The organism is Ochrobactrum sp. C6C9, assembly GCF_022627935.1.
GTDB lineage: Bacteria > Pseudomonadota > Alphaproteobacteria > Rhizobiales > Rhizobiaceae > Brucella > Brucella teleogrylli.
In genome coordinates this window covers 141,752-166,202 of sequence record NZ_JABXGB010000004.1, presented here as the reverse complement: position 1 = coordinate 166,202, position 24,451 = coordinate 141,752, and the positions used below count along the sequence as shown (strand labels likewise).

The following is a 24,451-nucleotide window of genomic DNA, read 5'->3' as shown; positions in this document are numbered from 1 at the left end:
CGTTCAAGGATTGACAAGTACCAAAATTGGTCCCTAAGATAAAAATAGATATAGATGTATCGCTGACAGATACACGTTCCTGCCCGAGGGGGCAAATCGATGAAATGGGAGTATGCTCGTGTCAAAACGCGTGGCTGTCGCTGGCTTTTTGCATGAAACAAACACGTTTGCTGCGGCTCCAGCCGATATGGCGGCATTCGTTCAAGGTGGCGGTTATATTCCGCTGTCGCGCGGTGACGCGATTGTCGATCACGCGCAAGATGTCAATCTGGGCATTGCCGGTGCGCTGAAATTTGCACATGAAGCGGGATGGGAAATTGTGCCGATCCTGTGGGCAGGGGCCATACCGTCTGCACCGGTCACAGAAGATGCTTATGAAACCATCGTCTCGGAAATCGTTGCCGGGCTGAAGGATTGTGGTCCGCTCGACGGGATTTTCATCGACCTGCACGGTGCAATGGTTGCTGCGCATGTCGATGACGGTGAAGGTGAATTGCTTGAGCGGATTCGCGTCGTCCGCCCGGAAGAGCCGATTGCAGTCGCGCTCGATCTGCACGGCAACATTACAAAGCGCATGTTCGAACTTTCCGATGTGATGGTCGGTTTCCGCACTTATCCGCATGTCGATATGGCTGAAACCGGTTATCGTTCGGCCAAGGCGTTGCAGGCCCTGATTGATACATCGGATGTCTGGCCGCATGGCTGGCACAAGACCATGCGTCAGGGCGACTATCTCATCCCGATTGCCTGGCAATGCACGGACGAGCAACCCGCCAAGGCCCTCTATGGCATGACGGTTGACCTGCCGGAAAATGTGCTGACAGCCTCGCTTTTCATGGGGTTTCCCGCCGCTGATTTTGCTGAATGCGGCCCTTCTGTCTTCGCCTATGGCTGGGACCACGCCGCGGTTGAGCGTTGCGCGGACGCCATCGCCAATGCGCTGGCCGCGGCGGAAGGGTCGTTTGCAGGCATTGCCTATCAACCCGAGGAAGGGGTCGAAAAGGCGATTGAACTCTCCCGCGATGCAAAGCGACCCATAGTAATTGCCGATACGCAGGACAATCCCGGCGCCGGAGGCAGTTCCGACACGACAGGAATGCTCCGGGCACTTGTGGCCTGCGGTGCCAATAGGGCATCCATCGGCTGCATGCACGATCCGGAGGCGGCGGCACTCGCCCATCGCGCTGGCGAGGGAGCAGAAATTGAAATTTCGCTGGGCGGCAAATCCGGGATAGCCGGCGACGAGCCGTTCACAGCCCGGTTTCAGGTCGAGAAACTGTCTGACGGGAAAGCCCATGCAACCGGGCCCTATTATGGCGGCACGTGGCTCAACATGGGACCATCAGCATGTCTGCGGCTTGGCGGCACGCGCGTGGTCGTGACGACCAATCTGGCGCAGATGGCCGACCGCGCCCTGTATCGCATGGTGGGTATAGAGCCGGAACAGGAAGCCATTCTTGTCAATAAAAGCTCTGTCCATTTTCGCGCAGATTTCGCGCCGATTGCCGAGAAACTTTTAGTCTGCACGGCTCCCGGAGCCATGCCGCTGAGCCCGGCCCAACTATCATGGAAACATCTTCGCTCGGGCATCCGGCTCGAGCCGCTAGGGAAAGAATTCAATCCATAAATAAAGAAAAAACCTTCAGAGGAACCACATAAATGCTGTTTTTCAAATCCCCCACCTCCGGTCCCATTCTTCGCCGGTTGAAATACGGAATAGCCGCTTCTCTGATCGCACTCGGTGCTGGCAGTTTATCAAGCAACGCATGGGCTGAAACAACCCTGACAGCCGTCATGCATTCGGATCTGCGTATCCTTGATCCAGTTATCACGACGGCGCATATCACACGCGATCATGCCTATATGATCTATGATGTGCTGATCGCCGTGGACGAGAATTTCAAACCGCAGCCACAAATGGCAGACTGGACGATTTCAGACGACCAGAGAGTCTACACTTTTACGCTGCGTGACGGTCTCAAGTTCCACGATGGCGCACCTGTCACCGCAGCCGACGCCGTGGCGTCACTGCAACGCTGGGCCAAGCGCGACGCGGGCGGCCAGCTCATCATGGACATCACGGAGTCGCTCAAGGCCACCGACGACAAGACGCTGGTATGGACGCTGAAGGAACCTTTCGCGCCGTTCCTCGATACGCTGTCCAAGCAGGCGGCCCTGCCGCCTTTCATCATGCCAGCCCGCATCGCTGCGACCCCCGCCGATACGGCGATTACCGAACATATCGGTTCGGGCCCTTTCAAATTCGTGCCTGCGGAATTCCAGCCAGGCGTCGGCGTCAGTTATGTCAAGAACGAGGATTACGTCCCGCGCAAAGAGCCTGCGAGCTGGATGGCCGGGGGCAAGATCGTGAATGTGGACAAGGTCCGCTGGGTCACGATGACCGACGCGCAGACTGCGGTCAACGCGCTGATGAGCGGCGAAGTCGATTACATGGAGCAGGTGCCGGTCGATCTGGTCCCGCTGTTCGACGGCGACGATTCCGTCGTTCTGGAAAAGCGCGATCCGCTCGGCTACCAGACCATGGGGCGTCTGAATTTCAAGCATCCGCCTTTCGACAATCCGGATATCCGGCGCGCTGCCTTTCTGGCAATGTCGCAGGAACCGGTGCTGGCAGCGCTGATGGCGGACCCGAGCTATTACAAGGTTTGTGGCGCGATTTTCGGTTGTGGCACACCGAATGCCACGGATATCGGCGCCGAAAGCCTAACGGCGAAGGGCAATATCGAGGAAGCCAAGGCGCTCCTGAAAAAGGCTGGTTATGACGGCACGCCGGTCGTGATGATGCAGCCGACCGATGTGACCAGCCTGTCGCCCCAGCCGGTTGTTGCCGCGCAGCAATTGCGTGCGGCCGGTTTCACGGTCGATATGCAGCCGATGGACTGGCAGACGCTGGTTGGTCGCCGCGCCTCCAAGGATGAGCCTTCAAAGGGCGGCTGGAACATTTTCTTCACCAACTGGCAGATTCCCGAAATTGCAACGCCGCTCAATTCGGTGATGCTCAATGGTCGTGGCGATCAGGGCTGGTTCGGCTGGCCGAAGGACGACCAGATCGAAGCCCTGAAGAAGGACTATATAGCCGCGCAATCGCCGGAAGACCGCAAGGCCGTGGTCGAGAAGATACAGGCGCATACGCTTGAAAATGTGCTCTATATCCCGCTCGGTGAGTACAACCCGCCACAGGGCCGCCGCGCCAATGTGGTCGAAATGCTCGGCTCGCCAGTGCCGGTCTTCTGGAATGTGAAAAAGACAGAGGAATAATTCTGCCCCGGCTATCGCGCTGCAAATCTCTCTGGCGCGATAACTCCCTGTCCAACGCGGAACCGGCTCCTCCCTCCGGTTCTGCCTCACACGGGACGTGTATATGGCTGTCTATCTGATAAAACGCATTTTTGCGCTCGTGCCGGTTCTGTTGCTGGTATCGATCTTCGTCTTCCTCCTTTTACGTCTCACGCCCGGCGATCCGGCGGCAATCCTCGCAGGCGATGCCGCGACGACCGAGCAACTGGAGCGTATTCGTGAGGCCATGGGTCTCAACGAGCCGATCCTGACGCAATATTTCACCTGGATGGGCAAGATATTGCAGGGCGATCTCGGCGTGTCGCTGATCTCTGGCGTTCCGGTGCTGGACATGGTTTCGCAACGCATCGGTCCGACCATTTCGATTGCCGTTCTGACCATCATCATTGCGGTTCTGGTGGCTATCCCCATGGGCGTTGTCGCAGCCTGGCGGCATCGTTCCTGGATCGACTATCTGGTCATGAGCTTTTCGGTTCTCGGCTTTTCCGTGCCCGTGTTTTTGGTCGGTTATGTGCTGTTGTTGATCTTCTCCGTCAATCTCGGCTGGCTGCCGGTGCAAGGTTTCAAGCCGATTTCATCGGGCTTCGGCGGTTTTATGGAACGGGCCATTCTGCCCGCCCTGACATTGGCCTCGATCTATATCGCGCTTATCACCCGCATGACCCGTGCGGCGATGCTTGATGTGTTGGGTGAGGACTATATTCGTACCGCGCGTGCCAAGGGTGTGAGCGACCGCCGCCTTCTTTTCGTGCACGCGCTCAAGAACGCTGCCGTGCCGGTCGTGACGATTGTGGGTACGGGCTTTGCCTTGCTGATCTCCGGTGTCGTCGTCACCGAGAGCATCTTCAATATTCCGGGCATCGGTCGCCTGACCGTGGATGCCGTGCTCGCGCGCGACTATCCCGTCATTCAGGCCATGATCCTTTTGACGAGCGCGCTTTATGTGTTCGTCAACTTGCTGATCGACCTTTCCTACACCCTGTTCGACCCAAGGATTCGTTATTGATGCGCTCTGAATCGACATCGGCGGGCATGCACTGGATGCTTCGCCTGTTCTCGTTGCCGCGCGTCGCTCGCGTCGGTATCGGGCCACTGGTTGCGGGCGCTCTTCTCGCCGCAATCGTTCTGCTTACCCTCATCTCACCCTGGATCGCACCGCACGATCCTCTGGCTATGAACCCGTTGATGCGTCTGAAACCGCCTTCGGATGAATATCTGCTTGGCACGGACAATTATGGTCGCGACCTCTTCTCGCGCATGATCCTCGGCGGGCGCATATCCCTCCTGATCGGGCTTCTCGCAGCGGCGGCATCGATTGCAGCCGGTGTGTTTATCGGTCTCATCGCCGGTTTCTTCCGTACTGCCGATACCATCATCATGCGCATGATGGATGCCCTGATGGCGATGCCTTCGATCCTGATTGCCATCGCACTCGTTGCGCTCAATGGGCCGTCCATCGGTTCGGTGATCGCTGCGATCACCATTCCCGAAATCCCACGCGTGGTGCGTCTGGTCCGTTCGGTTATTCTGAGCGCCAGAGAGGAGCCCTATGTTGAAGCGGCAATGGCCCTCGGGTCCAGCACACCGAAAATTCTCTTCCGGCACCTTCTGCCGAATACGATGGCGCCCTTGATCGTGCAGGGCACCTATATCGTCGCATCAGCAATTCTGACCGAAGCGATCCTTTCATTCCTGGGTGCGGGTATCAGCACTGAAATCCCGACCTGGGGGAACATCATGGCGGAAGGCCGCCAGTTCTTCCGCATCAAGCCGTCGATTGTGCTTTGGCCCGGCCTTTTGCTGACATTGTGCGTGTTGTCGATCAATCTTCTGGGCGATGCAGCGCGCGATAGTCTCGATCCACGTCTCAAGAAGCGGGAGGGCTGATATGGAACTGCGCAATCGTGATTTCTCGCAAGAGCCTGTTGTGCTTGAGGTGGAGAACCTCATCGTTGCCCTGCCGGGTGGCACGCCCGTCCTGCGTGATGTCAGCTTTGATATCCGCAAAGGTGAAACGGTTTGCCTTGTCGGTGAATCCGGATCAGGCAAATCCGTGACCTCCCTGACGGCGATGGGACTGTTGCCCAAGGATGCCCTCAAGGTGAAAGGCGGCGCAATCCGGCTGGATGGCAACGACCTTCTCAAACTGTCGCTTGCCGATATGAAGAAAATGCGCGCCACGCGCATTTCCATGATCTTTCAGGAACCGATGACGGCGCTCAATCCTGTCATGCGGGTTGGCGAACAGATCACCGAGGTCCTCGACATTCACACAGCACTGTCGGCGGAAGCCAAACGCGCCAAAGTCATCAACATCATGGAACAAGTGCACCTGCCGGATGTGGAGCGCATCTATCAGAGCTATCCGCATCAGCTTTCCGGTGGTCAGCGCCAGCGCATCATGATCGCCATGGCGCTCATTCTGGAGCCGATGCTGTTGATTGCCGATGAACCGACCACGGCGCTTGATGTGACGACGCAAAAGCAGATTCTGTCGCTGATTGCTGAATTGCAGGAAAAGCATGGAACCGCCGTGCTGTTCATCACGCATGATATGGGTGTGGTTGCCGAAATCGCAGATCGTGTCTGCGTGATGCGCAGCGGCGAGATCGTGGAGCGCGGCACCATCCGGCAGGTGCTGACGCGGCCGCAGCAGCAATATACCAAAGACCTGCTCGGTTCGGTGCCAAGTCTCGTTCCACGAGCGGCGCGCGAACCGCTGGGACATGATCCTGTTATCCGCGTCCGCAATCTTGGCATGACCTATCAGAGCGGCAGCATTTTCAGCAGAAAGCCCGGTGTCAAAGCATCGCGCGAGGTGACCTTCGATCTGCAACCGGGTCGCACGCTCGGTATCGTCGGTGAATCCGGTTCTGGCAAGACGACGGTAGCGAGATCTATCATGCGCCTGATCGAGCCGACCGAAGGTGAAATCGTTGTCGACGGTCGCGATATCGCCCATCTCGGCAAGCGCGATATGAAGCCGTTTCGTAAAAAACTTCAGGTCGTTTTTCAGGACCCGTTCCGCTCGCTCAATCCGCGCTGGACCATCGAGCAGAGCCTGACCGAAGGCCCGGTGAATTATGGTGTCCCTTATGAGGAGGCCGTGGCGGAAGCCAAGCGGCTCCTGAAGATCGTATCGTTGCCGGAAGATGCTTTGAAGCGTTATCCCCACCAGTTCTCGGGCGGGCAGCGCCAGCGCATCGCTATCGCCCGCGCGGTTGCGCTGCGCCCGGATATTCTGGTTGCAGACGAGGCAGTGTCGGCGCTTGATGTGTCGGTGCAGGCGCAGGTTCTCGATCTTCTGGCGGAACTACAGAAGGACACCGGTATCGCCATCATCTTCATCACGCACGATCTACGGGTCGCAGCGCAAATTTGTGATGAAGTGCTGGTGATGAAGCGTGGCGAGGTGGTCGAGCAGGGTGAGGCCGCCAACGTTCTGGGCAGCCCGTCACATGACTACACGCGCGCACTGATTGAGGCGGCACCCGGTCGCTTCTGGGATTTTGCGGCGGGCCAGCCCGTCGCCTAATTGGGGGCCGCAGGGAGCGGCCCCGATTTTCCGAGTGATTTTGAACAGGAATGAAATCATGCCCATCATACCGTTTATTGAGGAGAAAGCCGGCGAGATGCGCGCGGTTTTCGAGGATCTGCATCGCCATCCCGAGATTGGCTTTGAGGAGAAACACGCTTCGGGTGTCGTTGCCGGTCTTTTGGAAAAGTGGGGCTTCGATGAAGTTCATACCGGCATTGCCAAGACCGGCGTCGTCGGCATCCTGAATGGGTGCAACGCCGGCAATCGTCGGGTCGGCCTTCGCGCGGATATGGATGCGCTGCCCATCGACGAAATTTCCGGCGTTCCTTATAGCTCGCAAAATCCCGGACGCATGCATGCCTGCGGCCATGACGGACACACAACAATGCTGCTGGGCGCCGCGCAATATCTGGCCGCAACCCGCAATTTTGAAGGCAGCGTTGTATTCGTTTTCCAGCCCGCTGAAGAAGGGCTCGGCGGTGCGCGCGGCATGATCGCGGAAGGCCTGTTCGAGCGCTTCCCGTGCGATGAAATCTATGGCATGCACAACCAGCCTCTGGGCACGCTTGGCAAAGCCGTCATCCGCAAGGGCGCGGCCATGGCCGGTGCCAGCTTCTTCGACATCAAGCTGACCGGCAAAGGCAGCCATGCCGCCCAGCCGCATAATGCGCGCGATGTACTGGTGATCGGTGCCGATCTGGTCGGTCAGTTGCAGACCATTGTTTCCCGCAACATTCCAGCGACCGAAGCCTGTGTCGTTTCCTGCACGCAGTTCCACACCGGCAGCGCCTATAACATCGTGCCGGAAGTCGCGACGATCACCGGGACGATCCGCTATTTCGAAAAGCGCGTCTGCGATCTTGCTGAAAGCCGCTTGCGCGAGATTTGCGCCGGTGTGGCTGCGGGTTACGGCATCACGGTTGATGTCGATATTCGCAATGTGTTCGATGTGCTGCGTAACGATCATGAACTGGCCGACGCCTATGTCGCGGCTGCACGCGATGTGCTGGGCGAAGAAAATGTGACCGACGACTGCCCGGCTTTCATGGGCAGTGAGGATTTTGCCGATATGCTCGCCCGTGTACCTGGCGCTTACATCAATGTGATGCATGGCGGCAAATCCGCCCTTCACAATCCCGCCTTTACGCTCGATCCCGCGACGCTGCCCATCGGGTCGTCTATCTATGCCCGGATCGTGGAAACTCGCCTGCCAGTGAATAAGGAATTAGCCGCATGAGTGCGCATGAACTGCCGTTTGATCTCGACGATATGATTGCGCGCCTGCGCCCATGGATCGAGACGGAAAGCCCGACCTTCGACGCGGCGGCCGTAAACCGCATGGTGGATGCTGCGGCTTATGATTTTGCCGCCGCCGGTGCAAGCATCGAATTCATTCCTGGACGCATGGGCTATGGCGGCTCATTGCGCGCACGCTTTCCGCATGCGGATCAGGGCAAGCCGGGCGTACTGGTGTCCGGCCATCTTGATACTGTGCATCCACTAGGCGTCATCGATGTGAACCCCTATCGCCGCGAAGGCGGCAAGATTTATGGTCCCGGCATTCAGGACATGAAGGGCGGCAATTTCGTCGCTCTGGAAGCGATGCGCCAGATCGTTCGCTCGGGGCTGACGACAAAACTGCCTGTTACGTTCCTGCTGACACCCGACGAAGAAGTCGGCACGCCTTCGACGCGCGACCTGATCGAACAGGAGGCGCTCAAGAACAAATATGTGCTGGTGCCCGAACCGGCGCGGCGCGATGGCGGCGCTGTGGTGGGGCGCTATGCAATTGCCCGCTATAATCTCGAGACGGTCGGACGCCCCAGCCATGCCGGCTGGCTTTTGGCGGAAGGCCGTTCCGCCATCCGCCGCATGGCGGAAAAGATCATCGATATCGAAGCGCTCACTACGGATGACTGCACCTTCTCCGTCGGGGTTATTCAGGCGGGGCAATGGGTCAATTGCGTTTCCTCAAACTGCAAGGCCGAAGCGCTTAGCATGGCCAAGACCCAGAAAGACCTCGAGGAAGGCGTTGCGCGGATCATGGCGCTTGCGGGCGTGAAAGACGATGTCGAATTCATCGTGACCCGCGGCGTGACCCGCCCGGTTTGGGAAAATGCGCAGCCGCAGGATATGGAGCTCTTCAACTTCGCCAATGACATTGCCAAGGAGATTGGCTTTACCATGACCGCACAAAGTTCGGGCGGTGGATCGGACGGTAATTTCACCGGCGCGCTCGGTATCCCGACGCTCGATTCCATTGGCGTGCGCGGCGAAGGCCTGCATACTTTGGGCGAGCATATCTTCGAGGACAGTCTTGTCGAACGGGCACGGCTCCATGCGGGCCTGTTCCTCGGTCTTGAATAAAGCGTGACGGGTGCGGCATGCTCGATGCAAAGTCGGATGAGATGAAACTTGATGCCCATCAGATCACGGGCCTGAAAGAGAACGTCGCCATCACGGTGGATCGGTGGGGTGTTGCTCATATTCGAGCCAACAACCTTCATGATCTTTTCTTTGCACAGGGTTGGAACGCCGCACGAGACCGCCTCTGGCAGATCGATGTGGCGCGCAAGCGCGGCCTCGGCCTGCTGGCGCGCGACTTCGGCCCCGGTTATCTTGAACAGGACAAGGCTGCACGGCTGCTGCTCTATCGCGGCGATATGGCTCCCGAATGGAACGCCTATGGGCCAGATTCGGAAGAAATCTGCACCGCATTCGCCGGTGGCATCAACGCCTATGTCGATGCCTGCGATGCGGGGTCGATAGCACTTCCTCCTGAATTTCTGCTACTGGGCAATCGACCGGATCGCTGGAAGCCGGAAGATGTCGTGCGTGTGCGGACTCACTCGCTCACGCGCAATGCATCGTCCGAACTTCTGCGGTCGAAAGTGATGGCAGCCGCCGGGATCGAAATTGGCGCAAAACTCGATCAGTTACGGAAAGAATTGTCGCACGGTGTCGTGCCGCAACCGGTTGACGGGTTCGATCCGGTGATCATGACGGATCGGGTTCTGCGCGATTTCAATCTCGCCGTCAGCCCGGCGACCTTCTCCATGGACCGGCTTGCAGCCACGCTTGAGGAGGCCAGCCTCTGGACCACGATTACCCCGTCTGGTGAAATCGTCAGGGCTGCTTTCGAAGAAGGGTCGAACAACTGGGCGATATCAGCGGCGAAAACCAGTACGGGTCGGCCAATTCTGGCGCTCGATCCGCATCGCACACATGTCTTGCCGTCGATCCGTTATGTCGTGCACCTGTCCATGCCGGGGCTGGACGTGATCGGTGCCGGTGAGCCGATGGTGCCCGGCATATCGATGGGCCACAACGGCACTGCCGCTTTTGGATTGACCATTTTCGGTGCGGACCAGGAAGATATTTATGTCTATCGAACAAAGGAAAGCGACCCCGATCTTTATGCCTATGGCGAGGACTGGGAAGCCGTCAAGACGATAGAAGAACCGATTTCCGTCAAGGGATATCCAGATCAAACGGTTGCGCTGAAATTCACCCGCCACGGCCCTCTTCTCTATCAGGATGCTGAAAGTAATCGTGCCTTTGCATTGCGCACCGTCTGGATGGACCCGGGTATGGCGCCCTATATGGCCAGTCTTTCGGTCATGCGTGCAACCAGTTATGCGGACTATGCGGATGCACTGGCAGGCTGGGGCTGCCCATCCGTTAATCATATCTATGCCGATACCAGCAACACGATCGCGTGGAAGCCATCCGGAGCGACGCCCGTTCGCAAAAATTGGGACGGGCTTCTCCCTGTGCCGGGCGATGGGCGTTATGAATGGGACGGATATTTACCGCCGCAAGCCGGTCCTCAAGAGATCAACCCCGCTCGCGGTTTCGTGGCGACGGCTAATGCGATGAATGTGCCCGACGATTGGTCGCGTTCGAATCCGGCCATCGGCTATGAGTGGCTCGACAGCAGCAGGCATAATACGCTTCATAACGAACTATCCCGAATGGATCCAATTTCGATAGCCGATTGCGCGCGCCTGCAATGCTCAACTTTTTCACCGATTGCCGCGCGCGTGTGCGCCTGTTTATCAGCCATGCCAGCGGTGACTGCATCACGGGTCTGGCCGCTGCTTCGAGACTGGGATGGCGATCTCGCAGCCGGATCTGCGAGCGCTGCGTTTTTTGAGGTTTGGTTCAGCAAGCATCTCGGTCCGCTTGCCGCTCGATCGGAGGGCGCGACGCCGCAGATTATCCCGTTGCTCAGGCCATTTGATGCACCGAGCATCGTGACCTGGCTGGAAGGCGCACAGGCCGATGAGCAGGTGGTTGAGCGCATCATCCAAAGCCTCAATGACGGCTGGGCAGAGTGCGAAACCCTGATGGGTACTGATCCTGATTGCTGGTCATGGGGACAAATCCACAAGCTGTATTTGCAGCACCCGCTGCAAGCGCTTACCGAAGAAAACTGGTCTCTGCCACCCATCGGTCTCGGCGGAAGCAGTTCGACACTCAACTATGCCAATTATCGTCTTGAGGATTTTTCTGTTCTGGCCGGGCCGTCTGTCCGCATGGTGATCGATGTTGGGGCTTGGGATAACAGCCTGTTTGTCAATAATCCCGGACAGTCGGGCATTCCAGAAACATCACATTATCAGGACCTTCTTGAGAATTGGCACGAGGGAATTCATTGTCCGCTCGTCTATTCGCCAAAGGCGATACAAGCCGCAGCCAAGCACACGATCATGCTAAAAGCATAGTTGCGGGATATTCAGATAAATTGCGGAAGATATCAGGCCGTCACTTTCCGCCCGGCCTATTACCTTTCAGCAGTAATCATATCACCAATCATCGGACCGATTTTGACAATAAGCGAAGGAAAAATCCCCCGCCAATAAGAGAGGCAAGCAGGCCCGCCGACATGGGCCACGGATAGGCGAGATTGCGCCCAAGCCAATCTGCAAATACGAGCAGCAAGGCGCCGAGCAGAGCGCTGGCCAGAAGTCGCATCGTCATCCCTCGGAACCCGAGCATTGCTGCAAAATGCGGCACCATAAGACCAATGAAGCTGACGGGCCCGACAGTGATCGTCGCCGCCGTTGTTCCAAGTCCTGCAATGGCAAGAAGGATCGCCCGGCTTGACGAAACTTTAAGGCCAACAGAGCGCACCGTTACATCGCCCAATGGAAAGATATCCAGCGGTCGCCTGAACAGAAGGGCTGCAAGCAGAACGATAGTCGCGCAGATGCAAACCAAAGCCGCGTCATTCCAGCCGATGTTACCCATCGAACCTGAAAACCAATTCAGGAGGCCAGCCACCCGCGGATTGCCACTGGCGAGAAGCAGGATCATCAGAGCATGGAACATGCTCCCCAAGCCAACGCCGATGAGAAGAACGCGTTCGGGCTGAAAAGCAGTACGCCAGCCGATCCCGGCAATGACACTCAGCACGACCAATGCGCCGAAGGTGGCGACGGCAAGCTTGGAAAAGCCGCTCGCATCGCCCATGAAGAGCACCGCGATTGCAAGCCCAAAACCCGCACCATAGCCAATGCCGAGCAAGTCAGGACTGGCCATCGCATTTCGCAGCGTACCCTGCAGAACAAGGCCCGCAACTGCCAGACATATGCCGGCGCCCGCCGCAGCAAAAATTCTTGGCCCGCGCCACCCTGTTACGGCCTCTGGCGCGGCAAAACTCCAGCCGTCAGGCGTATTCGACACCAGCACTGAAAGGATCATGCAAAAGGCAAGAGCGCATGAAAGTGCAAAGAGGAGGCGCAACGGCTTCTGGAGTCTCTTTCCAGTCGAGGTACCTTCTTGTGCTGACGAAACACCGGGCAGACGAACGCGGCTTGCCAGAATGACGAGAATTGGTCCTGTGAAGAGGCCCGTAGCGGCGCCTGCGGGAATATTGCCGACGAAAGGCGCAATGGCCCGCAACAGCTGATCGATACCGACAAGCAGCAACGCGCCGAGCAAAGCCGACCACACGAGCCTGCGCCCGTCCTGTCCGGGGGCAAAGGCGCGCGCAAGGTTGGGCGCGGCAAGTCCGATCATACCAATCAGCCCAAGACTGCTGGTAATGACAGCAGCAGTCGCGGCAGCGGCGGCAAGCAGAACCAGCCGCATCATTGCTGGTGAAATCCCAAGCCCCTTCGCCTGGTTATCACCGAGCGATAGAAGATTGAGCGGTCGTTGCAGAATGAAGATGAGCACTGCAAGCGGCAGGAGGCGTGGAAGCAGATAGAGACAGACTTCCCACCCACCCTGCTCCAGGGAACCTGCCTGCCAGGTCAGCAGGTTGATGAGGTAATCATGATTGAAGAGTACAAGCAGGCCGAAGATTGCGTTGCAATAAAGTCCAACCATCAAACCGGCCAATACGACAGTCGTCGAAGAAAACTGTCCGCGAGAGGCGATGAACAGCGAAAGGCTGAGTGCCATTCCCGCACCGATGATTGCTATAGCTTCATTCCTCGCGATCCACAGGCCGGGTGCGAAAACCAGGGTGAAAGCCAGTGCGATCTGCGCGCCGGAGGCGACGCCCAAAAGTCCGGGTTCAGCCAGCGGATTGCGCAGAACGGTTTGAAACACCGCGCCGCCAAGCCCGAGCGCACCGCCCACGAGCAGGCCGACCGCAAGACGCGGCAGAAAGCTGTAATAACCGATCACATGGCGCGGATCGTCGGGATTGGGAGCTGTTATAATATGCAGCCATTCTGCGGGCTTAGCGATGCTAAGAAAGCCCTGGACAATCAACAGCGCTACACATGCCACCGAGAAGGCCAGCATTATCCAGCGCAGGGAGGATTGTCGCGGGCGGGCGCAGGTTGTTTCAAGGCCGCTCACGCCATGTTCTCCAATGCCGAGGCGATGAGGTCCGCCAGATGGGCCGCGGAAGGCACGCCGCCAAAGGGATGAAACTGGTTCAGCCATGCGACGCGTCCATCGCGCACCGGTCGGAGCAGTTTCCACATGGTGTTTTGCTGTAAGGAGCGTTCGGTCTGAATCCGTTGCGAGGGAATGTCCACGACGAGAAATGCCGCGTCAGCGCTTTCCACCAGCTGATCAAGCCCGACACGAGCCATGCCGGTTCCATTCACCGGGCCAGACCAGACATTCGAAAGTGCGAGTTTTCGCAACACGGCATCGGGAAGCGTGCCTTCGCCATACATGGTCATTTCACGGCCGCCAATATCAGGCAGCATGACACCCACCGCATACTTATGTTTTGAGACCGTTTCACGCGCCTTTGCAAAGCGCGTTTCCGCATCCTCCACCACGGAAGATGGCACGGAAGGCGAAACACCACACAAATTCGCGACGCGCTTCAATATCTCGATCGCCAGCTGGTATCGTTCGACATCGGGCGTCGTGATGCTCGGCACCAGCGCGACACGGGCAACATCGGCGATGCGCGGGGTCATCACCAGATTATAATCCGTCGCGATCACAAAATCGGGCTTCAGCGCTGCAAGCGCTTCAAGATTGATCTCCCAGAAAGGCCCGACATCAACGACCGTTTCCGGTAAAACCGGCGCCGCCATACGCTGACGGTAGAAACTTGTATCGGAAAGCCCCACGGGTACAATTCCGAACGAGAGCATGGCTTCCGCCGCGGCCCAATCGATCGCCACGACACGCGGAGCAGATGCGGCGGCGACTGCGGAACCAAAGCCTGAAAGCCCCGCGCAAAGCGCGAGGCCCGAACCCAATATTATCTGGCGACGTGTCAGCACAGCAGTTGCCTTAGAAGCTGACCTTCACCCGGCCAATAACCGAGCGGCGGTCGCCTTCATAGCAGCTGACGGTATCTTCACAGGTGGTGAAATACTTCTTGTCGAAAAGGTTCGTCGCGTTGAGCTGGAAGGTCATGTCCTTGTATTTGTAGCTCACACCGGCGTCGACCAAAGTGCGGCCGTCAACCTTGACGGTATTGGCCTTGTCACCATAGCTGGAACCGACATAACGCACGCCGCTACCAAGGCTCAAGCCTTCCAAAGCGCCGCTGTTGAATGTGTAATTCAGCCATGCCGAGGCCTGATGTTCAGGCACCATCGTCGACTGCTTGCCGATATAGGCAGCGGCGTCTTCGGTGATTTCGGTATGGGTGTAGGTATAGGACCCAATGAAGTCCCAGCCATAGGAAAGGTTGACTTTGCCTTCCAGTTCCAGACCGCGTGAATGGACCTCGCCGGTTGCCTGCGGGCCATCGATGTAGCTGTAGGAAACAACATTCGACTTCACGATGTCGAACCACGCCATCGTGAACAGGCCGTCAAATTCCTTCGGCCGGTATTTGACGCCAGCTTCCCACTGACGCCCTTCCGACGGATCGAAGGTGTTGCCGTTATTGTCCGTGCCAAGATTTGGAACGAAGGATTCCGAATAGCTGACATAAGGCGCGATCCCCCATGGCGTGACATAGGTGATGCCGGCGCGACCGCTGAACTTGCCGATATTCTGGTCGGTATCGCTGTCGTCGAGACGATTGTGATTGTCGAGGTTCAGCCAGTCATAGCGACCGCCGAGTGTGACGATCCAGCTGTCGTTGAACTTAATCTGATCCTGCGCATAGACACCGGTCTGATTGTATTTCTGACGATAGCTCTGCGTCAGCGTCGTCGGCACGGCGATCGGAATACCGTAAGACGGGTTGAACGGATTGAGGCTCGGCGCCGGGTCACGATATTGCGTGACATCGGAGTTGGAATAGGAATAGTCAAGACCGAGCAACGCTTCATGCGCGATATTGCCGTTTTCAAATTCGGCAACTGCCTGATTGTCTACGACAAAGCCGCTCATGTTCTCGTCGAAACGGCGCGCCTGCCGGGTAATCCCCGTCGGTCCGAGACCGAGCGCCAGCACGTTGTCGAGGAGGAAACTCACCTGACCGTAACGCAGGTTCTGCTTCAACGTCCAGGTGTCGTTCAGATGATGTTCGAACTCATAGCCGATACTGCCCTGCTTCTGCACGCTTCTGTTGAAGTCGGGATCACCAACCAGAATATTCGGAGAGTTCGGATAGAGATTGCTGATCGTGGCGGGCAGAACGCTGCCGCCGCTGTCGTCACGCAAAAGCAGGCCGGAGACAGTCAGCGACGTGTCGGCGTCCGGCGCCCAGGTGAGCGACGGTGCAAACATGTAGCGGTCGTCCTTGACCTCGTCGCCATTGGAATATTCGAACTGCGTATCGCTTTTGCGCACCACGCCGATCATACGATAAAGCAGCGTCTTGTCTTCATTGACCGGCCCCGTCAGATCGACGCCGAGCTGCTTGCGGTTATAGCTGCCATATTCCAACGAGGCTTCATGGAAGGCTTCGGCCTGCGGCTTCTTGGTGACGCGGTTGACCAAACCGCCAGCATCGCTCTGGCCATAGAGCGATGACACTGGGCCGCGCAGCACTTCAATCGAATCCAGCTCATAGGGATCGGTGCGGAAGAAGGTGTAGCTGTTGGAAAGCTGGCGCAGCCCATCCTGATAGAAGCTTGTGGACTGGGCGTTGAAGCCACGCATCAGGATCCAGTCATAACCTTTCGGGTCGGGGCCATAGGTTTCAATGGTCACGCCCGGCACATAGCGCAGGATTTCCGTCACGCTTTGCGCATTCTGGGTTTCGATCTGCTTGCGGCTGACCACCGAAACCGACTGCGGCACTTCAATTAAGGGCGTATTGGTCTTGGTTGCGCCTCTGGAGTTTTCGACCACAACGCTGCCCGATGTATCGCCTGCCACTGCGCCTTGCAGAGTAATCGTGTCGAGAAGCAGCGAACCGTCCGCAGCCACGGCTCCCGCCACGCCAGCCTGTTGGGCTGAAATGGTCACGGTGTTACTGCGAATGCGATAGGACAGGCCCGAGCCGGACAGAATGCTCTTCAGTGCTTCCGAGCGGGTAAGCGAGCCTTTTGCGCCAGTGGAATTCTTGCCGCGCACGATATTGGCATCGTAGAAAAGCTGGACGCCGGTATTATTGGAATATTGCACCAGAGCCTTGGACAAAGGCTGCGCCGCAATATTGAAAGATATACGCTGCACCTGTTGCCCGGCACCTGCGGCCTGCGCCCAGACCGGGTTGGTCGCAAACGAAACGACGGCAACCAGTGCGCTTGCTGCCAGAAGATCCAAGAATAGCTTCGATTTGAGAAGAAGAACTGCGCGTCCCTGGCCAATCCCTGTGTGAATTCCGCTCGTCTTATCCACGCGCATGCTGCAATCCCCAATGTCTGACACCCCGCCGACGGGCGGGAAACTCTGTTTCATGGCGGCCGCCAAGCAGCCCCTCAGATGGTTAGACACCTCGGAAGCGCGAACTAATGATCGGTCCGGAAAATATTTTTGATAATTTTTGTCATATTAACGCCGCGTGACGACTGTTACCCAGCCGGAAGCGTTCATAACCTTGACGGGAAGGGTTTCCGCAATGGTGGCAAGCGCCGCTTCCGCATCGCGGGTATCGAAGATCGCCGTCACCGGCATATTGCCTATTTCGGCATCGGTCAGGAAAATCCTGCCCCGGCGATAACGTTCGAGTTCCGTTAGCACACGGCGCAGCGGTACATCTTCAAAGATAACGCGATCATTGCGCCATGCTTCGACGATCTGACTGTCAGAGCGATGCGGCGCGGCGATAGTGCCACCAATGAACGTCAGCTGCCAGCCTTCATCAAGTCGAACTGGCGCAGCATCACCAAAGGCCACCGACACGGCATGTTCAACAACGGAAACGGTCACGGCATCTTCGTCCAGCTTGACATCGAAGGCTGTGCCAAGCGCGGTAATTGTGCCACCTTTGGCGGAAACCACGAAAGGGCGCGTCGCATCGGCGGCAACCTGAAAGAAGCCCTGTCCCTGATGCAGCACCAGATCGCGGCGCTTGTCCGAAAATTCGACCGAAAGGGCGGAATAACTGCCAAGCTCCACCGTGCTGCCATCGGCAAGGGTAAAGCTTCGGCGCTCGCCCACATCCGTCTTGTAGGTCGCAAACAAGCCGGGGCGCGACAGCATATAGCCACCGGGCGCCAGTACCAGCGCCGCGAAGCCGCCCAGAACGACCCCGCGCCTGCTGACACGGTTCGATCCTTTGTACCTATCATATTCCGGTTTCACGGCATCAAAGCGCTGCCACAGAGCTTGCGCACGCTCATAAGCAAGCTGGTGGGCCGGATCGGACGCCATCCAGACCGAGAACGCACGCCGGTCATCGGCGCTAACGGCTTTGTCCTGCAAAAGCACGAACCATTCCAGCGCTTTCATGAAAACCGGGTCAGTCTCGAAATCCTTCATGCCTGTCCACAACTGCCTTGGCTCTTCCTATGCGGAGAGCCGTTTGTCGAGTTCGGCCAGAGCCGCCACAATCTGGGTTATAACCGTATTGCGCGAAATTCCCATACGCGCGGCCACTTCATCGTAAGTGAGGCCTTCGATCCTATTGAGGACGAAAGCCTGACGGCGGCGGGGCGGCAAATCCGCGATGGCCTGCAAAAGACGTCGCAGCTCGCTGCGAAATAGCGCCGTCATTTCCGGCGAAGGCGTGCCGTCGGCGTAACGCTCCGGCGCGTCGTCTTCCAACTCCACATCCGCCCTGCGACGGGCGTCACGTAAGTGATTAAGCGCAAGATTGCGCGCTGTGCGCTTCACATAAGCGGGACCCGGCACCTGTGCCGCATCGTCATAGTGGGAAAGCAGGTTCAGGAAGGCCTGCTGAACGACATCTTCGGCTGCGGCGGCGTTTCCGACAATACGACGCACAAAAGTCCGCAGACTAATCTGCTCGCTCTCATAAAGTTCAGTCAGATCCCAAAACCGGGAAGTCATTCCTTCGCGCGCTCCAGACAACATGTTTACAGCCGCATTTGCGAAATAGCAGCTGTCTCACGCCATAGAGGTCCGAAAAATATCGCGCAATCACAATGATTTAGAAGAATTCTAGGCGGACAAAATAAACATGCATAAATTACTCAGCTTTTATCGTTAGAAAACATCGACTTCGGTTGAAAAATACACGCGCCGGTCGTTGGCGGGGAAAGGCAACCATCAAAATTCTAATATCTTAATGTATCTAAAATATCACATAAATCGCCTTGATTGCTTGGGCGAATATTATCGAAACATCTTTAAACCGGATCTATGCCACCCTCCTGAAAGCCATACGGTGAAACATGATCGCCAGAAGCGCCGGCTCGACAAGCGGCGCGGTATAACGGTATTGCAGGCTGATAGCCTCCCTGTGCATGAATGCTCAGCACATGTGCCGTCCATCGCGCGATCTTCCGGGTCACAACACCGTCAGATACAAACCGTATGGCAAACCTAAAAATCCCATCTGTGGTCGTTGAAAATAGTTTGCGATATTAACGCTCTAACTAGTTCTTGTCGTTCGTTGTTCAGCACAATATGGTTTGGGTGTTAACTCCTGTATTGACCTTTGTTTTTGGACAGAATGCGCATGAATGACAAACGAGGTTCTGGCGCTTCGAAGCCACTTAATCCGGCAACATCATTCCACGAGAATGACCGGCCCACTTTGAAGACGATCGCGTTCATGACTGGGCTCGGTGTCACGACCGTTTCGCGCGCTTTGAAAGATGCTCCTGAAATCGGTCCTGAAACCCGAAAACGCGTTCAGCTTATTGCGCGCCAAATCGGTTATCGCCCCAACCGGGCGGGAGTGCGACTGCGCACAGGCAAGACGAACGTCATCGCACTTGTCCTCAATACACAGGACGAAATCATGGGCTTTACCAGTCAGGTCATTCATGGCGTGGCCGACGTTTTGGCCGAGACCCAATATCATCTGATCGTGACTCCCTATTTCGACTCCAGAGCGCCCATTGAGCCCATACGCTATATCGTAGAGACCGGCTCCGCTGACGGTATCATTTTTTCACGTACCGAGCCCGACGATCAGCGCGTGCACTATCTGATCGAGCATGATTTTCCATTCGCTACCCACGGGCGAACGGATGCAGGCATTGACCATCCATATCACGACTTCGATAATCAAGCATTTGCCCGAAGGATGGTGGGGGAGCTATGCGCTCGCGGGCGCAAAAAGCTTGTGTTGTTGACCCCTCCAGCGCAGCTGACCTATTACCGCCATATGGTCAATGGGTTTTATGAAGGGTTGCGGGAATTTGGTTGCTTCGGTTCGCCATTAGAAGGTGTTGATCTCGATACACCACTTGAATATCTTCGTGTTTATATCGCCGATCTGATGAAAAGCCTTGATCGCCCCGATGGCATCATATGTTCAGGCAGCGCAGCAGCATTGGCTGTTGTTGCGGGCATTGAAGATGCCGGATTGCATATCGGTCAGGAAGTTGATGTTGCGGCGAAGCAGTCCACTCAAATTCTACGCTGGTTCCGCCCCGGCCTGATTGTGGTGGAGGAAAGTTTCAAACTGGCCGGGCAACAGCTCGGCAAGGCGATTTTGGGGCGCATCAATGGAGCGGATATAAAATCGCTCCAGACGATAGGATAATGAAAGCACAAGTTGAGCTACAAGCCGTTCCGACGATCGAACGGCTTGCGCTATTCGAGAAAAGAAGAAGCTAGCTTATTGCCCGCTTTGCTTCGGCTTGTGCCGGAAGCAGTAAAGCCTCGGCGGCGGCAATATCAAGCGCTTCAGGTCTGGTGCACGTTGTCGCCACCTCAACGAAACGCCCCTCCTCGCCCGATTTGAGAATGGCGAGCATGACATCGACACCATGCAAGGCGCGTTCAAGCGAACAGCGCATGTCACGGCCTTCCAGAATAGAAGTCGCCATGTCGGCCAATCCGGCTGTACGATAATTCGCCATCATGCCATTGGAATGTTCTTCATTCGCAATGCCAAATGGATGGCTCCAATTTTCAACAGTCGTCGCAGGCTGACCCGGTTTTACCACCTGCACGTCACCGCCAAAGAAGTTCGGATCGGGCAGATAGAGCGATCCTTCCGTGCCATATAGTTCCATATTTGCATGGCGATGCGACCAGACATCCCAGCTTGCAGACAATGTGATTGTCGCGCCTTGTTCAAACTCAAGGAGCGCATGGATGGTGGTTGGGGTTTCGACCGGGATGGTTTCACCGTTGCGTGGCTCCGACAGGATAGTCCGCGTCGGCGTCGCGGCGGAGGTCAGCGCCGCAACCCGTTTTACCGGACCGATCAGGTTGATCAGATTGGCAATGTAATAGGGCCCCAGATCGAGGATGGGACCACCGCCGCGCTTGAAGAAGAAATCCGGGTTCGGGTGCCAGTGCTCCATGCCATGGCTCATGACATGGCAAGTGCCCGATGTGATGCGTCCGACATGACCACGATCGACTTCACGCCGGGCAAGCTGATGCGCTCCACCAAGAAATGTGTCGGGAGCGCAGCCCACTTTGAGGCCGCCACCATCGGCGAGCGCCTTCAGTTCAAGCCCCTGTTCCATGGACAAAACCAACGGCTTTTCCGAATAGGCGTGCTTGCCTGCGGCCAGTATCTGTTTTGTGACGGCGTAATGCGCATCAGGAATAGTCAGGTTGACGACGATATCGATGTCGTCATTCTGCAGCAATTCATCGATGGTCTGAGTCTTTATGCCAAATTCTTCAGCGCGCGCCTTGGCCGCCGCTGGATTAATATCGGCACATGCGCGAATTTCAATGGATCGAAACATCGGCGAAAGCCGCAGATAGGCCGCCGATATATTTCCGCAACCGATAATGCCGACACCAAGTATGTTCGTCATTTTCTTCTCCAGATCAAAGTGTCTTTACGGTTTCGATGGAACGGCTGGCAAACCGCGTATCGTCCGATGGATTATCGTGTTCCATCACGAAATAGCGCACCGGCGTTTTGCGCAGGGCTGCGAACAATCCAGCCCAATCGACCGTTCCATGGCCCACATCTTCCCAACCGTCCTCGTTGGTCTTTTCACCGCTAACCGCAATATCCTTGACGTGCACAGCGAGGATGCGGTCACCATAGCGTTCGATCCATCGAAGAGGGTCGGCCCCGCCCTTGATGATCCAGGCTATATCGGCCTCCCATGCGAGTTCCGGCGACGCATCGAGAATATGTTCTTGCGGAACCGAGCCGTCCGGCAGCACCCGAAACTCGAAATCGTGATTGTGCCAGCCGAACGCGTAGCCTGCCTTGCGATAGGGTTCACCGGCAGCGGCAAGCCGTTTGCCGAACGCCTGCCAGCCTGCAACCGTATCCGGACGGCGATCCGCGTCGAGATAGGGACAAAAGATTGCTTTCATATCGGCAACCTTTGCGATCTCCAGAACACGGTCGACTTCGTTTTCCAGCATATCGAGGCCAAAATGACCGGTCGGCATGGACAGTCCGAACGTATCCAGATTTTTCTTCAGTTGCGCCGGATCGGCATAGATGCCGCCATATCCTTCGACCCTGCTGTAGCCGAGATCGCGCAGCATGGTCAAAGTTCGCTCTAAAGGTTGGAAATTGCGGGAGCTGTAGAGTTGATAGGAATAACCATTCATGTCTTTCATCCTTTGAACCTGATCCTGAATTTTAACCGGATTTCGACGAGACAAGCTCTCCCGTCACGGCGCGAATTCTTCGTGCCGTCTCTTGAACGTCAGTCGTTTCACATATGATGGAAGCGCTATCGCGCGTGTGCGTAGCTGTTCATCTAGAGCCTTTCCTCAGACTGAGAATCGAATAGCGACAGGGCGTCGGCTTTGAAGCCGATCCTGACCCTATCGCCTGCCCGATAACGCTTGCCGGCCTCGACACGCGCAGACAGCGCATGTCCGTTTAGCTTGAGCCAAACCAGACTATCCGCGCCCATCGGCTCATCCAGATCGACCGTGGCCTCGAACCCGTCTGCGACATCAAGCTTGATATGTTCGGGTCGGACACCCAGCGTCACCTTCCGCCCTTGTTCCAGCGCACCGTCATAACCGTCGAGTTGCACCGCGGCTTCGCCTATGTGGAAGACCGGCTTGCCGCTTCGCGAAGCGATTTCGCCGGAAAAGAAATTCATGGAAGGCGACCCCAGAAAACCGGCAACAAAACGGTTTTTCGGGCGATTGTAGATTGTCAGCGGGTCGTCAAGCTGCTGGACGACGCCGCCTTTCATCACGGCGATACGATCGGCCAGTGTCAAGGCTTCGATCTGGTCATGGGTAACGTAGATCATCGTATTGCCAAGCTTCTGGTGCAGGCGTTTGATTTCGACACGCAACTCGGAACGCAGTTTGGCATCGAGATTGGAAAGCGGCTCGTCGAACAGGAACACATCGACATCGCGAACAAGCGCCCGCCCGATAGCGACGCGCTGCCGTTGGCCCCCCGACAAGGCCGAGGGTTTCCTTTGCAGCAATGGTTCAATCTGGAGAATTTCGGCGGCGCGTTTAATGCGCTTGTCGATCTCGGCCTTGGGCAGGCCCGCGACGCGCAAACCGAAAGACAGGTTCTTCTCAACAGTCATTTGCGGATAAAGCGCATAAGACTGGAACACCATGCCGATGCCGCGATCCTTGGGCTCTTGCCATGTGACATTGCGCCCTTTGATAAAGATGCTGCCCTCGGAAATATCGAGCAGACCTGCTACACAGTTCAGCAAAGTCGACTTGCCGCAACCGGATGGCCCCAGAAGCACGAGGAACTCGCCCTCGCCGATTTCCAGATTGAGATTTTGCAGAACGTTGACGGAACCGAAATCGAGCGACAGATCCTGAATAGAGACACTGGAATTCATGAGGTTCATCCTTTCACTGCGCCCGCAGCGATACCGCGTACGAAGTAACGGCCCGATACGAAGTAAACGAACAAAGGTACGGCGCCTGTCAGAATGGTGGCGGCCATATTGATGTTATATTCCTTCACACCCTGCATGGAGTTGACGATATTGTTGAGCTGAACGGTCATCGGAAAATTCTGTGTCCCTGCGAACACGACGCCGAACAGAAAATCGTTCCAGATTCCGGTCACCTGCAGAATGATCGCAACCACGAATATGGGGAACGACATTGGCAGCATGATTTGAAAAAAGATGCGCCAGAACCCGGCACCGTCTACCCGCGCGGCTTTGAAGAGCTCGGGCGGCAGGGCGGCAAAATAGTTGCGGAACAGCAGTGTCAGTATGGGCATGCCGAAAATCGTGTGGACGAACACAACACCAGCCAGCGTGCCGAATATGCCTAGTTCCCGCGTTATGATGACAAGCGGGTAAAGCATGACCTGATAAGGAATAAACGCCCCGAACAACAGGACCGAAAAGAAGATTTCCGATCCTTTGAATTTCCAGTTCGCCAACGCATATCCATTGACCGAAGCAATGGCGATGGACACGATAACGCTTGGCACGGTGATCTTGACGGAGTTCCAGAACCCGGCGCGGATGCCTTCGCAATAAAGGCCGGTGCAGGCCTGGCTCCATGCCTTGACCCACGGTTCGAACGTGACTTCGACGGGTGGCGCAAAGATATTGCCGAGGCGTATTTCCGGCATGCCCTTCAATGAGGTCACAACCATCACATAGAGTGGCAAAAGATAGTAAACAGCGGCTACAAACAGGATGCTGTAGAGCATGACAGTAGCAGGTGCAAAGCGTCGTTTCGGTGCGCCCCCAAGGTCGCGCAGCACTGCCTTGCGCCACGCCAAGCGGAACCTCGGTTCGCTCC

The 24,451-nt window shown here is 56.7% G+C and carries 18 protein-coding genes; 9 read left to right on the top strand and 9 right to left on the bottom strand.

The features are described from left to right. The first annotated feature begins 112 nt into the window (after window positions 1–112). From HWD97_RS04685 to HWD97_RS04650, 8 genes are all read left to right on the top strand, one after another. The gene (locus tag HWD97_RS04685; RefSeq protein WP_371834800.1) at window positions 113–1,627 is read left to right on the top strand and encodes a M81 family metallopeptidase; all 1,515 of its coding nucleotides are present in this window, start codon (window positions 113–115) and stop codon (window positions 1,625–1,627) included. Between the two features lie 32 nt (window positions 1,628–1,659). Then, a complete protein-coding gene (locus tag HWD97_RS04680) occupies window positions 1,660–3,279 on the top strand; it encodes an ABC transporter substrate-binding protein (protein ID WP_109366297.1) in 1,620 nt (539 codons plus the stop codon). A gap of 103 nt (window positions 3,280–3,382) precedes the next feature. Then, window positions 3,383–4,324 (top strand): ABC transporter permease, encoded by a 942-nt coding sequence (locus HWD97_RS04675; protein WP_371834799.1) that lies wholly within the window; start codon window positions 3,383–3,385, stop codon window positions 4,322–4,324. Beyond that, window positions 4,324–5,205 (top strand): ABC transporter permease, encoded by an 882-nt coding sequence (locus HWD97_RS04670; RefSeq protein ID WP_078340590.1) that lies wholly within the window; start codon window positions 4,324–4,326, stop codon window positions 5,203–5,205. The genes HWD97_RS04675 and HWD97_RS04670 overlap by 1 nt, the downstream gene beginning before the upstream one ends. A gap of 1 nt (window position 5,206) precedes the next feature. Next, window positions 5,207–6,853, top strand: coding sequence for an ABC transporter ATP-binding protein (locus tag HWD97_RS04665; protein WP_121539211.1), 1,647 nt, complete (start codon window positions 5,207–5,209; stop codon window positions 6,851–6,853). Window positions 6,854–6,911: 58 nt separating this feature from the next. Beyond that, window positions 6,912–8,093, top strand: a complete 1,182-nt coding sequence (locus HWD97_RS04660; protein WP_371834798.1) for a M20 aminoacylase family protein — start codon at window positions 6,912–6,914, stop codon at window positions 8,091–8,093. Then, a complete protein-coding gene (locus HWD97_RS04655) occupies window positions 8,090–9,223 on the top strand; it encodes a M20/M25/M40 family metallo-hydrolase (RefSeq protein ID WP_109366301.1) in 1,134 nt (377 codons plus the stop codon). The genes HWD97_RS04660 and HWD97_RS04655 overlap by 4 nt, the downstream gene beginning before the upstream one ends. Window positions 9,224–9,240: 17 nt before the next feature. After that, the gene (locus HWD97_RS04650; RefSeq protein WP_124916198.1) at window positions 9,241–11,583 is read left to right on the top strand and encodes a penicillin acylase family protein; all 2,343 of its coding nucleotides are present in this window, start codon (window positions 9,241–9,243) and stop codon (window positions 11,581–11,583) included. Window positions 11,584–11,671: 88 nt separating this feature from the next. On the opposite strand, the gene fhuB is transcribed toward HWD97_RS04650, so the two are convergent. From fhuB to HWD97_RS04625, 5 genes are all read right to left on the bottom strand, one after another. Continuing rightward, a complete protein-coding gene (gene fhuB / locus HWD97_RS04645; RefSeq protein WP_121539213.1) occupies window positions 11,672–13,672 on the bottom strand; it encodes a Fe(3+)-hydroxamate ABC transporter permease FhuB in 2,001 nt (666 codons plus the stop codon). Next, window positions 13,669–14,562, bottom strand: coding sequence for an ABC transporter substrate-binding protein (locus HWD97_RS04640; RefSeq protein ID WP_235859028.1), 894 nt, complete (start codon window positions 14,560–14,562; stop codon window positions 13,669–13,671). Before HWD97_RS04640 ends, fhuB begins: the two co-directional genes overlap by 4 nt. A gap of 10 nt (window positions 14,563–14,572) precedes the next feature. Further along, on the bottom strand, window positions 14,573–16,951 hold the full coding sequence (locus HWD97_RS04635; RefSeq protein WP_371834797.1) for a TonB-dependent siderophore receptor: 2,379 nt from the start codon (window positions 16,949–16,951) through the stop codon (window positions 14,573–14,575). A 228-nt stretch (window positions 16,952–17,179) separates the two neighbouring features. Beyond that, window positions 17,180–18,109, bottom strand: a complete 930-nt coding sequence (locus HWD97_RS04630; protein ID WP_109366304.1) for a FecR family protein — start codon at window positions 18,107–18,109, stop codon at window positions 17,180–17,182. A gap of 27 nt (window positions 18,110–18,136) precedes the next feature. Further along, window positions 18,137–18,640 (bottom strand): RNA polymerase sigma factor, encoded by a 504-nt coding sequence (locus HWD97_RS04625; protein ID WP_121539214.1) that lies wholly within the window; start codon window positions 18,638–18,640, stop codon window positions 18,137–18,139. Between the two features lie 631 nt (window positions 18,641–19,271). Between HWD97_RS04625 and HWD97_RS04620 the strand changes: the two genes are divergently transcribed. Then, window positions 19,272–20,306: a LacI family transcriptional regulator gene (locus HWD97_RS04620; protein WP_109366306.1), complete on the top strand. Its 1,035-nt coding sequence runs from the start codon at window positions 19,272–19,274 to the stop codon at window positions 20,304–20,306. A 70-nt stretch (window positions 20,307–20,376) separates the two neighbouring features. Here HWD97_RS04620 and HWD97_RS04615 read toward each other — a convergent pair whose 3' ends face one another. The 4 genes from HWD97_RS04615 to HWD97_RS04600 form a co-directional block, all read right to left on the bottom strand. Further along, window positions 20,377–21,543, bottom strand: coding sequence for a Gfo/Idh/MocA family protein (locus tag HWD97_RS04615; protein ID WP_371834796.1), 1,167 nt, complete (start codon window positions 21,541–21,543; stop codon window positions 20,377–20,379). A gap of 13 nt (window positions 21,544–21,556) precedes the next feature. Further along, complete coding sequence (locus HWD97_RS04610; protein WP_109366308.1) at window positions 21,557–22,303, bottom strand: sugar phosphate isomerase/epimerase; 747 nt, start codon at window positions 22,301–22,303, stop codon at window positions 21,557–21,559. 152 nt (window positions 22,304–22,455) lie between these two features. After that, window positions 22,456–23,526, bottom strand: a complete 1,071-nt coding sequence (locus HWD97_RS04605) for an ABC transporter ATP-binding protein (protein ID WP_121539228.1) — start codon at window positions 23,524–23,526, stop codon at window positions 22,456–22,458. Between the two features lie 5 nt (window positions 23,527–23,531). Continuing rightward, window positions 23,532–24,431 carry a carbohydrate ABC transporter permease gene (locus HWD97_RS04600; RefSeq protein WP_371834795.1) on the bottom strand — a complete coding sequence of 300 codons (900 nt, stop codon included), beginning with the start codon at window positions 24,429–24,431 and terminating at the stop codon, window positions 23,532–23,534. Between the last annotated feature and the right edge of the window lie 20 nt (window positions 24,432–24,451).